Source organism: Brachybacterium zhongshanense (genome assembly GCF_055385755.1).
In genome coordinates, this window is record NZ_AP043790.1 from 1,079,584 (window position 1) to 1,093,318 (window position 13,735).

Annotated in this window: 9 protein-coding genes; 7 read left to right on the forward strand and 2 right to left on the reverse strand. The window is 69.5% G+C overall.

From position 1 onward, the window contains the following. Positions 1-83: 83 nt before the first annotated feature. The 6 genes from ACZ5AJ_RS04890 to ACZ5AJ_RS04915 all read left to right on the forward strand — a co-directional run bounded on the left by ACZ5AJ_RS04890 (position 84) and on the right by ACZ5AJ_RS04915 (position 9,156). Positions 84-3,875: a nitrate reductase subunit alpha gene (locus ACZ5AJ_RS04890; protein WP_464137600.1), complete on the forward strand. Its 3,792-nt coding sequence runs from the start codon at positions 84-86 to the stop codon at positions 3,873-3,875. A gap of 50 nt (positions 3,876-3,925) precedes the next feature. Further along, positions 3,926-5,569, forward strand: a complete 1,644-nt coding sequence (narH, locus tag ACZ5AJ_RS04895; protein ID WP_464137602.1) for a nitrate reductase subunit beta — start codon at positions 3,926-3,928, stop codon at positions 5,567-5,569. Positions 5,570-5,673: 104 nt separating this feature from the next. After that, the gene (narJ, locus tag ACZ5AJ_RS04900) at positions 5,674-6,423 is read left to right on the forward strand and encodes a nitrate reductase molybdenum cofactor assembly chaperone (RefSeq protein WP_464137604.1); all 750 of its coding nucleotides are present in this window, start codon (positions 5,674-5,676) and stop codon (positions 6,421-6,423) included. Between the two features lie 47 nt (positions 6,424-6,470). Further along, positions 6,471-7,151, forward strand: coding sequence for a respiratory nitrate reductase subunit gamma (narI, locus tag ACZ5AJ_RS04905; protein WP_464138691.1), 681 nt, complete (start codon positions 6,471-6,473; stop codon positions 7,149-7,151). Between the two features lie 86 nt (positions 7,152-7,237). Continuing rightward, positions 7,238-7,567, forward strand: coding sequence for a DUF6457 domain-containing protein (locus ACZ5AJ_RS04910; RefSeq protein ID WP_464137606.1), 330 nt, complete (start codon positions 7,238-7,240; stop codon positions 7,565-7,567). A 272-nt stretch (positions 7,568-7,839) separates the two neighbouring features. Then, positions 7,840-9,156, forward strand: coding sequence for an MFS transporter (locus tag ACZ5AJ_RS04915; protein WP_464137608.1), 1,317 nt, complete (start codon positions 7,840-7,842; stop codon positions 9,154-9,156). 4 nt (positions 9,157-9,160) lie between these two features. Here ACZ5AJ_RS04915 and ACZ5AJ_RS04920 read toward each other — a convergent pair whose 3' ends face one another. Both ACZ5AJ_RS04920 and ACZ5AJ_RS04925 read right to left on the reverse strand, forming a co-directional pair. Next, entirely contained in the window at positions 9,161-11,725 is a 2,565-nt protein-coding gene (locus tag ACZ5AJ_RS04920) for a DEAD/DEAH box helicase (protein ID WP_464137610.1), read from the reverse strand. 47 nt (positions 11,726-11,772) lie between these two features. Then, positions 11,773-12,801, reverse strand: coding sequence for a 3-methyladenine DNA glycosylase (locus tag ACZ5AJ_RS04925; protein WP_464137612.1), 1,029 nt, complete (start codon positions 12,799-12,801; stop codon positions 11,773-11,775). A 254-nt stretch (positions 12,802-13,055) separates the two neighbouring features. On the opposite strand from ACZ5AJ_RS04925, the gene ACZ5AJ_RS04930 reads away from it, so the two are divergent. Then, positions 13,056-13,589: a DUF2199 domain-containing protein gene (locus ACZ5AJ_RS04930; protein ID WP_464137614.1), complete on the forward strand. Its 534-nt coding sequence runs from the start codon at positions 13,056-13,058 to the stop codon at positions 13,587-13,589. The last annotated feature ends 146 nt before the right edge of the window (positions 13,590-13,735 follow it).

Sequence of the window (13,735 nt, forward strand, 5' to 3'; positions counted from 1 at the left end):
CGGTCGGCGCTCCGAGAGACGTCGACCGCCCCGTCATCCGGCCGCTCGACCTCCCCCGACACACCACCGCGAAGGAGCACCCCATGACGATCCAGGACCGAGAAGGACGTCAGGACGCCGAGACCTCTGCAGGGTCGGGCTCCGCAGGAGCGGCGCGCGGCGGGGGAGGGGACGTCGGGATCGACAGCCCGGCGTGGGATGCGCTGATCGGTGCGCGCAGGATGTTCAGCCGCTCCGAGAGGATCACGGACGACAACCGCGAGACCCATCGGGTCGGCGGACGCAGCGGGGACTCCTTCTATCGTGAGCGCTGGAGCCACGACAAGGTCGTGCGCTCGACCCACGGGGTCAACTGCACGGGCTCGTGCTCGTGGAAGGTGTACGTCAAGGACGGTGTCATCACCTGGGAGTCGCAGGAGACGGACTATCCCTCGGCGGGTCCCGACAAGCCCGAGTACGAGCCCCGCGGGTGCCCGCGCGGCGCCTCCTTCTCCTGGTACACGTACTCGCCGACGCGCGTGCGCTACCCCTATGTCCGGTCCGAGCTGCTGCGGATGTACCGCGAGGAGAAGGCGAAGGCGCCCGGTCATGATCCGGTCGAGGCCTGGAGGGCGATCGTCTCCGATCCGCAGAAGGCGATGCGCTACAAGCGTGCGCGCGGCAAGGGCGGCCTGGTGCGTGCCGACTGGGACGAGACGATCGAGATGGTCGCGGCCGCATACGTGCACACGGTCAAGGAGTACGGCCCGGATCGGGCCACCGGCTTCTCGCCGATCCCGGCCATGAGCCAGGTGTCCTTCTCCTCCGGCGCCCGCTTCCACCAGCTCATCGGCGGCTCCATGCTGTCCTTCTACGACTGGTACGCGGATCTTCCGCCGGCGTCCCCGCAGGTCTTCGGCGACCAGACCGACGTCCCCGAGTCGGGGGACTGGTGGGACGCCGCATATCTGATCATGTGGGGCTCCAACGTCCCGCAGACCCGCACCCCGGACGCCCACTGGATGACCGAGGCGCGCTATCGGGGCCAGAAGGTGATCTCCGTGGCCCCGGACTACGCGGAGTCCGTGAAGTTCGCCGACGAGTGGCTGGCCCCGAACCCCGGCACCGACGCGGCCCTCGCGATGGCGATGGGCCACACGATCCTGCGCGAGTTCTACGTCGAGAAGGAGACCCCGTACTTCACCGCGTACTCCAAGCAGTACACGGACCTGCCCTTCCTCGTGCAGCTCGAGAAGCGCGACGACGGCGACCTCGTCCCCGGGAAGTTCCTCGTCGCGACCGATCTCGGCAGCGCCTTCACCCCGGAGGCGGACACCGAGCACGGCGACTTCAAGCCCATGGTGCTCGACGCGGTCACCGGCTCGCCCGTCGTCCCCAACGGCACCCTCGGGCATCGGTACTCGGCCGACGGCGAGGGCCGATGGAACCTCGAGCTGGGGGACATCGATCCCGCGCTGAGCCTGCTGGGCCATCACGAGGACGTCGCCGAGGTGCTCATGCCCCGCTTCGACACCGCGGGCCAGGGAGGCCGTGGCGACGTCGTCCGCGGCGTGCCGGTGCGCACGGTCGGCGGGCGCACCGTCACCACCGTCTTCGACCTGCTGCTCGCCGAGTACGGGGTGGGTCGCGAGGGGCTGCCCGGCGAGTGGGCCGCAGGCCCCGAGGACGCCGACGCCCTGTACACCCCCGCCTGGCAGGAGGCCATCACCGGGGTGCCCGGACCGGCCGCGGCCCGCATCGCGCGCGAGTTCGCGCAGAACGCGATCGACTCCGGCGGCCGCTCGATGATCATCATGGGGGCAGGCACCAACCACTGGTTCCATTCCGACACCATCTACCGCTCCTTCCTGACGCTCACGAACCTCTGCGGCACGCAGGGCGTCAACGGCGGCGGCTGGGCGCACTACGTGGGCCAGGAGAAGGTCCGGCCGATCACGGGCTGGCTGCATCTGGCCAACGCCCTCGACTGGTCCCGGCCCCCTCGGCAGATGACCCAGACCACCTACTGGTACATGCACACGGACCAGTGGCGCTATGACGGATTCGGGGCGGACACGCTCACCGCGACCACCGGCGCAGGGCGCTTCGCGGGAACCACCACGGCCGACGCCGTCGCCCTCTCCCAGCGCCTGGGCTGGCAGCCGTTCTTCCCGCAGTTCGACATCTCCTCCCTCGACGTCGCCGATCGGGCGAAGGAGGCCGGGCGCGAGACCATCCCCTATCTCGTGGACTCCCTCAAGGACGGGTCGATCCGGTTCGCGGCGGAGGATCCGGACGCACCGGAGAACTTCCCGCGCATCTGGTCGATCTGGCGGGCCAACACCCTGGGATCCTCCGCCAAGGGTGACCAGTACTTCTTCCGCCACCTGCTGGGGGTGGACTCCTCCGTCACCGACGCGGAGACCCCCGAGCAGTTCCGTCCTCGCGACGTCGTGTGGAGGGAGGAGGCACCGATCGGCAAGGTCGACCTCATGCTCACGCTGGACTTCCGCATGACCAGCCACACCCTCCATTCCGACGTCGTGCTGCCGGCCGCGACCTGGTACGAGAAGCATGATCTCTCGACGACGGACATGCATCCGTTCGTGCATTCGTTCAACCCGGCGATCTCCAACCCCTGGGAGTCCCGGACGGACTGGGAGACCTGGGCCTCCATCGCCGAGAAGTTCTCGGATCTGGCGACGTCCCATCTGGGCACCCGCACGGACGTCGTGGCCTTCCCCCTCCAGCACGACAGCCCCGGGGAGCTCGCGACCCCGCGCGGCGAGGTCAGGGACTGGAAGCGCGGGGAGTGCGAGCCGATCCCCGGCAGGACCATGCCGACGCTGGTCGAGGTGGAGCGCGACTACACGCAGATCCATGCGAAGTTCACCTCGGTGGGACCCCTGCTGGACACGCTCGGCGCGACCACCAAGGGCGTGACCTACGACGTCAGGAAGTACGTCGAGGACCTCGGCCATCTCAACGGCGTGCACCATCACGGTCCCGCCGCCGGGCGCCCGAAGCTCGAGACCGATCTGCAGGCCTGCGAGTTCATCCTCAGCCTGTCGGGCACGACCAACGGGCACATGGCGACGGAGGGGTTCAAGACGCTCGAGAAGCGCACCGGCGTCCACCTGCACGATCTGGCCGGGGAGAACGAGGGCAAGCGGATCCACTTCGCCGACACCAAGGCGGCTCCCGTCCCGGTGATCACGAGCCCGGAGTGGTCGGGCTCGGAGTCCGGCGGACGGCGCTACAGCCCCTTCACCATCAACGTCGAGCGCAAGAAGCCCTGGCACACCCTCACCGGGCGCCAGCACTTCTACCTCGACCACGACTGGATGCTGGAGATCGGCGAGGCGCTGCCGGTGTTCCGTCCCCCGCTGGACATGACCGCGCTGTTCGGGGAGAAGCCCGTCGGTCAGGACGACGGGACCTCGATCTCGGTGCGCTACCTGACGCCCCACAACAAGTGGTCGATCCACTCGATGTACATGGAGAACTTCTTCATGATGAACCTCTCGCGCGGCGGGCAGACGATCTGGATGAGCGTGGAGGATGCCGAGGCCGTCGGGATCACCGACAACGACTGGATCGAGGCCGTCAACCGCAACGGCGTCGTCGCCGCGCGGGCTGTGGTCAGCCACCGCATGCCCCGGGGCACCGCGTACATGTACCACGCGCAGGACCGCACGGTGAACGTGCCGCTGACCGAGCGCGACGGCAAGCGCGGCGGAATCCACAACTCGCTCACCCGCATCATGCTCAAGCCCTCCCACCTGATCGGCGGATACGCGCAGCTGTCCTACGCCTTCAACTACTACGGACCCACCGGGAACCAGCGCGACGAGGTGACGGTCATCCGCCGGCGCACCGCTCCGGTCGAGTATTGAGTCGAGCACCGATCACCCGCTGACGATCCCCCGTCGGAAGGAACCCCGCAATGCGAGTCATGGCCCAGATGTCGATGGTGATGAACCTCGACAAATGCATCGGCTGCCACACGTGCTCCGTCACCTGCAAGCAGGCCTGGACCAACCGAGCCGGCACGGAGTACATCTGGTTCAACAACGTCGAGACCCGTCCCGGTCAGGGATATCCCCGCGGCTACGAGGACCAGGAGAAGTGGAAGGGCGGCTGGGAGCTGGGCTCCAACGGACGCCTGCGGCTCAAGGCCGGCGGACGCATCAAGAAGCTGCTCACCCTGTTCTCCAACCCCCGCCTGCCCGGCATCGAGGACTACTACGAGCCCTGGACGTACGAGTACGACAAGCTGCTCAACGCCCCCGCCCAGCAGGACACCATCCCCACCGCACCGCCGAAGTCGCTGATCACCGGCGAGAAGGTGCAGGTGCAGTGGTCGGGGAACTGGGACGACGATCTCGGCGGCACGTACCTGCACAAGGACAAGGACCCGATGCTCAAGGGCATCGAGGACAAGGTCCAGTTCGAGTTCGACCAGACCTTCATGTTCTACCTGCCCCGCATCTGCGAGCACTGCCTGAACCCGACGTGCGTGGCGTCGTGCCCGTCGGGCGCGATCTACAAGCGCGAGGAGGACGGCATCGTCCTGGTGGACCAGGACGGCTGCAGAGGCTGGCGCATGTGCATCACCGGCTGCCCCTACAAGAAGATCTACTTCAACCACCGCACCGGCAAGGCCGAGAAGTGCACCTTCTGCTACCCCCGCATCGAGCAGGGCGAGCCGACCGTCTGCGCGGAGACCTGCGTGGGACGCCTGCGCTACATCGGCCTGGTCCTGTACGACGCCGACAAGGTCACCGAGGCCGCCTCGACCCCCGATGAGAAGGACCTCTACCGGGCCCAGCGGGACCTGATCCTGGACCCGAACGATCCGGAGGTGATCGCCGGGGCGAAGGCGGCAGGCATCCCGCACGACTGGCTGATCGCCGCGCAGAAGTCGCCGACCTACAGGCTCATCAAGGAGTACGAGGTCGCGCTGCCGCTGCACCCCGAGTACCGGACCATGCCGATGGTCTGGTACATCCCGCCGCTCTCGCCCGTGGTCGACGTCGTCAAGGACACCGGCTACGACGCCGAGGACGCCGACAACCTGTTCGCCGCGATCGACGCGCTGAGGATCCCCGTCGAGTACCTCGCGAACCTCTTCACCGCCGGCGATGTGCCCACGGTCGAGCGGGTCCTGTACCGGATGGCGGCGATGCGCTCCTACATGCGGGACATCAACCTCGGGCGCGAGCCCAAGGAGGGCATCGCCAACGCCGTCGCGATGACGGGCGAGTCCATGGAGGAGATGTACCGTCTGCTGGCGATCGCCAAGTACGAGGACAGGTACGTGATCCCGGTCGGGCACCACGAGTCCGCGCACTCCCTCGAGGGCACCGGCACCGACTGCCCGCTGAACTCTCCCGGCGGCCCGGGCATGGGCATGTCGCTCCCCGAGGAGTCGCTGGGCATGGCCGGCCCCGGATATGTCACCAAGCGGCAGCAGAACGGTCCCGCCGAACGCCCCCACGGCGTGACGGTCAACCTCCTGAACTGGGACGGCAAGGGCAGACCGGACGGTCTGTTCCCGACGCCGTCGCCCTCGGCGGGCGGCGTCTGATGGGTGCGCTGGCCAGGCTCCTCGGCCGACGCGGAGACACCCCCGACGGCACCGATCCGTCGCCGGCGACGCCGTCGGGCCGGTCCCTCGCGACCCTGCCGGCTATGCCGGGGGCACGGGTCAAGGACCTCCTGCACGCCTCCGGCATGTCGACCCCGCAGCTGCGGGCCTGCTGGCTCGCGGTCTCCTGGCTGCTGAGCTACCCCGACGCGGCGACCCGCGAGCGACTGGGGCAGGTGCGCGCGCTCGCCGAGGAGGCTGCCCCCGTCTCTCGAGACCATCTGCTCACGACGATCGACGCTCTGGAGTCCCGGGACGCCCTGGACCTCCAGGAGGAGTACGTGGACACCTTCGACACCCGGCGCCGGGGCTGTCTGTACCTCACGTACTTCAGCCAGGGCGACACCCGTCGGCGGGGGATGGCGCTGCTGCGGATCAAGCAGGACTTCCGGGCGGCCGGAGTCGAGGTCGGCAGCAAGGAGCTTCCCGACCATCTGCCGCTGGTCCTCGAGTTCGCCGCAGTCCATGATCCCGAGCGGGGAGCGAAGATACTCCGCTCCAACCGTCCCGGTGTCGAGCTGCTGCGCCTGCATCTGGCGGATGTCGGCTCGCCCTGGCACGGCGCCCTCGCCGCGCTGTGCGCGACGCTCCCGCCGCTGGACGCCGACGACCGCGCAGCCGTCCTGAAGCTCGCCGAGGAGGGACCCGCGGAGGAGACCGTGGGCCTGGACGGGTACGGGCTCGACGGCGACGCCGCGGACCTCGCCGGACAGACCTTCGCCTCGGCCTGCGGATCCGACGCCGCCGCGCCCGGACCCGTCCCCGTGGACCTGATGAGAGGAAGGCCCTCGTGAATCCCGATTCCGTCGCCGCGACCCTGCTGTGGATCGTCTATCCGTACATGGTGCTGGCCGTGTTCGTGCTGGGGCACGTGTGGCGCTTCCGCGCCGACCGCTTCGGCTGGACCAGCCGCTCCAGCCAGATCTACGAGTCGAAGCTGCTGTCGATCGGCTCGCCGATGTTCCACTTCGGGATCATCGGGATCTTCTTCGGCCATGTCGTGGGCTTGGGCATCCCGAAGTCGTGGACCGAGGCCATCGGCATCTCGAACCACATGTATCACCTGATGGCGGTGACGATCGGCCTGGCCGCGGCGGTCGCCTGCGTCGGCGGTCTGCTGATCCTGCTGTACCGCCGCCGCACCAACTCCAGGGTGTTCGGCGCCACGACGGTGAGCGACAAGATCATGTATCTGCTGCTGAGCCTGGTGATCCTGTTCGGCGTGCTGGCCACGCTCGTGCACTCCACCTTCGGCGTCTATGACTACCGCGAGGGCGTGTCGATCTGGTTCCGCGACTTCTGGACGCTTCGCCCGACGACGGACCTGATGACGCAGGCTCCGATCTTCTTCCAGCTGCACGTGCTGAGCGCGCTGACGCTGTTCGCGGTGTGGCCGTTCACCCGGCTCGTGCATGTGTTCGCCGCACCGATCGGGTACCTGACCCGCCCCTACATCGTCTACCGCAGCAAGGATCCCGCCAAGGAGGCCGAGCGCCGCGGCTGGGAGAAGGTGAGGTTCTGATGGGCGGGCATGCCGATGGCCGTCACGGAGCTGGCCACCACGGAGCTGGCCGTCCTCCGGTCACTGAGCAGGAGGACTGGGAGTCGGTGCTCCTGCCCTGGATCCGGGAGGTCCAGGACGGCCTCGGGATCGCCGACAGCGTGATCGACGTCGACCGTGTGCACGCGATGACCGGTGTGGTCGCCGGGGAGGTGCAGCGCTCGATGGCTCCGATCTCGTCCTTCCTCGTGGGACTGGCGATGGGGCGGGGCGCGGAGCTCGAAGACGCCTGCGCAGCGGTCGAGCGGATCACCCTCGCACCCAGCAGGGCATCGGCCGGGGCCGACGAGCAGGCGACCGGTCGACAGGACGAGCAGCCGGCAGGCCGACCGGACGAGCAGCATGCCGGCCTGCGGAAGGCCGATCGCGTGCGCTGATCGGCTGCGGGTCCGACGGGTGAGGATCGTCCGGAGCCTTCGACGGGGCGCTGCATCTCAGGATGCGGCGCCCCGTCGTCTGCATCCGCGGGTCGGCATGCGCGGGTGCAGGGACAGCGTGTCGTCGACCTGGGCCGGGGGCGAGGCCCGACGTCCCTCGTGACTCTTCCGTGACCATACGTCCTGCGCACGCGCCGGACCCCTCGCCCGACAGCGACGACGGGCGACGCTGTCGGCGACCGCAATCCTCTCGTGGAAGCCGAGGCACGCCCGTGACAGCCGAGACCTCTGAGACCGTGCAGGCAGCCGGAGGTCCGGCCCGGGCTTCCGCCGATGGCGCCGTCGGCACCGTGGATGCCCCGGTCGTCGCTCCTGTCGCAGACCCCGGCGGCGCAGGGCGGAGCTCCGCCCAGGCTGCTGCGGGCGCGACCAGGGCACCCGCGGGCGCGACCAGGGCGCTCGTGCTCGCGACCCTCGGCTTCGCCGTGAACTGCTGGGCGTGGGCCCTGCTCAGCCCGCTCGGACCGGTGGCGGTCGAGCGGGGCATCGCCCCGACGTCGGCCCTCGTCGTCGCGATCCCCGTGCTGGTGGGATCGCTCGGGCGCATACCCGTCGGCGCTCTGACCGACCGCTTCGGCGGCAGCGCCATGTTCAGCGTCGTCTCCCTGCTGGCCGTGGTGCCCGTGCTGTTCCTCGGCCTCATCGGCCAGTACACGTATCCGACCCTCCTGATCGGCGGGTTCCTCCTGGGCGTGGCCGGCACGGTGTTCGCGATCGGGATCCCGTACGTCACCTCCTGGTACCCGCCGGCGCAGCGGGGGAGGGCCCTGGGGATCTTCGGCATGAGCATGGGCGGCACGGCGATCGCCGCCTTCACCACGGTCCCGCTGCTGACATCCGTGGGTGACCGTGCGCCCTTCGTGCTGACCGCCGTCGTCCAGGTCGCCTATGCGGCCGTCGCCTGGCGGTGGATGCCGACCTCGCCGACGTGGTCGCCCAGCGGGGGAGACATGGTCGCGCGGACGGTTCGCGCACTGCGCCACCCGGTCAGCATCCCTGCGGCCTATCTCTACGCGGTGTCCTTCGGCGGATACGTCGCCTTCACGGTGCTGCTGCCGACGATGCTGGGTGTGCGGTACGGCCTGAGCGCGGCCGATGCGTCCTTCCGCATGGCCGGCTTCGTCGTCGTCGCGGTGCTGCTGCGACCGGTCGGCGGGATGCTCGCCGATCGGATCGGTCCGGCCCGGACGCTGTTGATGTCCTATGCGGTGGTCGGCGCGTCCGCCGCCGCACTGGCTCTGCCCCTGCCGCTCATGCCCCTCGGGTCCCTCGCCCATCTCGCGGCCGCCGGAGGTCTCGGGCTCGGCTCGGGCGCGGTGTTCGCCCTGGTCGGCAAGGTCGCCGAACCTTCGGAGGTCGGCGCGATCACCGGTCTCGTCGGGGCCGCCGGAGGCCTGGGCGGGTTCGTCCCGCCCCTCCTGATGGCGGCGATCCTCTCGGCCACGGGAACCTACGCCCCGGGGTTCGTGCTGCTGGCGCTCGGCGCGGCCGCCGCAGCGATCGTCACCGCGCGCCTGGCCCGCAGCTGAGCTCTCAGTCCCCGAAGCCGCCGATCTCGCCGACGCGGGTGATCGCGAGGACCGGCTCGCCCGCCTCGTCGGTCGCCTCGAGGTCGAGCTCCGCCTCGATCGCCCAGTCGTGGTTCCCCTCGGGATCGTCGAGCAGCTGGCGGATGCCCCACAGCCTCGACTCCTCGGTGATCTGCAGCAGCTTCGGCGACCGGGCTGGGCCGTCGATGCCGACCTCGTCGTAGGTGTCGTAGTACTCGTCCATCGCCTCCGCCCACGCCCGGCGGTCCCAGCCTGATCCGGCGTCGAGCTGCCCCAGCCGCTCCTCCCGCTCGAAGGCGAAGTGCTCGACCCTCTGCCACATGGCTGCGCGCACCATCGTGCGCAGGACCTTCGTCTGCGCGGAGAGCCCTCGGGGACTGCTGGGGCGCACCTCGGAGGCGGCGTCGGACTCGGGATCCTCCGGATGCGAGAGGGCCTCCCACTCGTCGAGCAGGGAGGAGTCGATGCCCCGCACCAGCACGCCGAGCCATTCGATGAGGTCCTCCAGCTCATCGGTGCGCAGATCCTGGGGGATGGTACGGCGCATCGCCTGGTAGGCGTCCGAGAGGTAGCGCAGGACGATGCCCTCGGAGCGCTGCAGCCCGTAGCGCTGGACGAACTCGGAGAAGGTCTGCCCCGTCTCGTGGATCTCCCGGACGATCGACTTGGGGGAGAGGTCCGACTCCCGCACCCAGGGATGCGTGCGCCGGTAGATCTCGAGCGCGGCCTCGAGATCCTCCGCGAGCGGCTTGGGCCAGGTGACCTCGTCGAGCCGCGCCATCCGCTCGTTGTACTCGACGCCGTCGGCCTTCAGCTCCGCGAGCAGCTCACCGCGCGCCGCGTTCTGCTGCGCCAGCAGGATCTGGAAGGGGTCCTCGAGGATCGCCTCGACGATCGAGATGGTGTCCATCGTCAGCGTCTCGGACTCCTCATCGAGGGAGTCGATCATCGCGATCGCGAACGGGGCCAGCGGCTGGTTCATCGTGAAGTCCAGCTGCAGGTCCTCGACCAGCACGATGCGTCGGCCCAGGTGATCGGGCTCGGGCAGGATCTCGACGATGTCGGCGTCCCGGAGGCCGCGCAGCAGCTCGATCGCCTCGCGGGCGAGCTTCAGCTTCTGGGTGGGCGTCTGATGACTGGAGAAGATCAGGTGCCGTCCTGCCGCGACTGCGCTGCCGGGCCGGGAGATCAGGGCGAGCAGCATCGAGGCGGTGATGCGCAGATGCGGTCGCAGGGCCTCCGGCTGGTTCTGCACGAGCCGATCGAGGTTCTGCTCCGACCAGGAGACTGCTCCCTCGGGGACCCGCGGCTTCGGCTCCTTCTTGCGCTTCTTGGCGCTGTTGGGGGCCTTCCCGGACTCCTCGCGAGCCCTCTGCTTCGCCCTCTCGCGCTCGAACTCGATGGTCCAGGTCGGTGCCTGCACGACGACATGGCCCACCGTGTCGAAGCCCGCGCGGCCCGCGCGCCCGGCGATCTGGTGGAACTCGCGCGTGTTCAGCAGACGCATCCGCCTGCCGTCGTACTTCGCGAGTCCCGTCAGCAGCACCGTGCGGATCGGCACGTTGATGCCCACCCCGAGCGTGTCGGTGCCGCAGATGATCTTCAGCAGCCCGGACTGCGCGAGCCTCTCGACCAGACGACGGTACTTCGGCAGCATGCCGGCGTGGTGCACGCCGATGCCCTCCCGCACGAGCTTGGAGAGGATCTGCCCGAACCCCTTGGAGAAGCGGAAGTCGCCGATGATCTCCCGGATCCTCTCCTTCTCCTCTCGCGTCAGCACCTTCGTGCCCAGCAGCGCCTGCGCCTGCTCGAGGGCGTCCTTCTGCGTGAAGTGGACGATGTACACGGGAGCGTCGCGGTCCTGCAGGATCGTGGAGATCGTGTCCGGCAGGGGGTCGAGCGACCAGCGGAAGTCCAGCGGAACAGGGCGCGGGGCGTCGGCGATCACGCTCACGTCCCGCTCGGTCCGCTCCTCGAGGTCCTCCACGAACCCGGTCACGTCCCCGAGGGTCGCGCTCATCAGCACGAACTGGCAGCGGGGCAGCTCGATCAGGGGAACCTGCCAGGCCCACCCGCGCTGAGGATCGCCGTAGTAGTGGAACTCGTCCATCACCGCGAGGCCGACGTCGGACGTCGCTCCGTCGCGCAGCGCATGGTTGGCGAGGATCTCTGCGGTGCACACGATGATCGGCGCATCGTGGTTCACCGCCGAGTCGCCCGTCATCATGCCCACCATGTCCGCGCCGAACATCTGCACCAGGTCGAAGAACTTCTCCGACACCAGCGCCTTGATCGGAGCCGTGTAGCAGGCCCGCTCGCCCCGGGCGACCGCCGCGAAGATCGCCGCGTAGGCGATCGTGGTCTTGCCCGATCCGGTGGGCGTCGCCGCGATCACATGATCCCCCGCGGCGATCGCCAGCAGCGCCTCCTCCTGATGGGGATAGAGGGTGCGGCCGACGGACTCCTGGGCCGCGACGAACCCGTCCACGATCGCCTCCTGTCCGGCAGGGGAGGCGGCATCGGGCAGGAACGGGGAGAGGAGGGGCATGGGGCCAAGTCTGCCAGGCGGCCCGCGTGCTCTCGAACTCCCGGCGCTCAGCGCAGCAGCGGTTCGATCTCCGCGAGGATCCGGGTCCGCAGGGCGTCGGCGCCGACCGCCAGCTCCCGCTGGCGCCGCACGTACTCGGCCTTCCCCGCAGCCGTCTCGATCGGGACGACGCCGTAGCCCAGCGGCCTGACGTCGTAGGGGCTCGCCTCCATGTCCAGCACGCGCGTGGACCGGGCGTGCTCGAAGCAGTCCAGCACCAGCGAGGACGGCAGCAGCGGCGTCAGCTTCATCGCCCACTTGTACAGGTCCATCCCCACGTGCAAGCATGCCGGGTTGTCGAGCGCCACCTGCGTGGACCGGTCCGGCTGCAGCGCGTTGCGCGGGGCCGACGACGGTGTGAAGAAGCGGAACGCATCGATATGGGAGCACACCAGGCTCTCCCTCTCGACCACCGCGTCGGTCTCCGCCTGGCCGAGCCGCAGCGGCAGGTCCTCGTGCCGCTGCTCGCCCTCCCGGAGACCGTGCACCATCGCCCACTCATGCAGCCCGAAGCATCCGAACTGCGGCCGACGCGCCTCGAGCGTCGAGGACGAGAGCAGGCGCGCCATGAAGCCCAGTGCGGAGGCCCGCTCGGACAGATAGCGCTCGACGTCGGCCCGGCGCAGCACTCGCCCGCACGACGTGGGGGAGGCGGGGGAGCCGGAGCCCCCGGGGCCCGCTGAGCGCTCGGTGCCGGTCGAGCCCTCGGCGCCGGTTGAGTCTTCGGCGTGATCGATGTACCAGGAGCGGCGGCCAGCATCGTCGACGTCAGCGATGGTGCTCATGCCGTGCTCGTCGACGTCGGCAGCGGCGTCGTAGGCGATCCGCCACCCGGGATGCCAGCGGCGCAGCCGTGCGGGGGAGAACGGATAGTAGGAGAACAGGAAGTCCTCGACGGGGTGCTTCTGCCCGAGCCGGCGCCGCTCGCGATGCCCGGCGGTCAGGGCATCGGCCCTCTCCTCGTGCTCCCGGCGCGCCTGCGCAGCCTCTTCGAGCGACAGGACGCTCGTCGGTGCGGCGAACGGGGCGGCGGTCACGACGGCTCCTGTGATGCAGACGGGTGGGATGGGCGACCCTTCCATCGTACGAGCGGAGCGCCGTGGAGGCGCTGTGCGGTCGACCTCAGCGGTGCTGAGCCGTCGGCCTCGACCCGGGTCAGCTCCTCCCCAGAGGCCCTGCTTCCACATCCGACGACGGGACCGTGCGGAGCGGTGCCGGGTGCGCCTAGCGTGCGGGGACCGGGATGCGCCCCCGGTGCCACCGGATCCGCCGACCGCGAGGAGCAGCCCCCATGACCGACATCGACGACGTCCGCTCCTGTCACGGATCGCAGCGGCGATCCGACATCACTCCCGACGCCCTCTGGCCCGAGATCGGATTCCGTCGCCCGGATGAGCTCCTGCGTCGAGGGCCCGACGGTCCGCCCGCACTCGCCGACGACGAGCTCTGCGTGATCCGTCGTGAGGACGGTGACGACTGCTACCTCCGCGCGACCCTGATCCTTCCGATCGTCGGCGGGAGCGGGTGCATGGTCTACGGGCCCTGGGCCCAGGTGTGCGCCTGCTCCTTCTACGACTACTGCGATCGCTTCGACGATCCCGATCATCGTGTGCGCTATCCCGGGGGACTCGCCACGGCGATACCCGGCTACGACGACGTCCTCGGTCTTCCGCTGCAGGTCGTCACCCAGGGTGCGCAGCGTCCCCGTCTCGTGCCGGAGCCCGACGTCGACCATCCGCTCGTGCGCGACTTCTATGACGGGATCACCGGTGCGGAGGCGGAGCTGCGCCTGCGCTCGCTGCTGCTGATCCGGCAGCGGCCATGACATCACCCGGGCATGCGCACGGGCATGGGGACCTCTCCCCATGGACGCATCGCGCCGAGCGGCGGAGGATGGCCGAAGAGCGCGCGTCGTCGGCGACCTCCGGGATGGCGATGGCGTGCGCCGCGCACCGAACCCTTTCCCCCGAG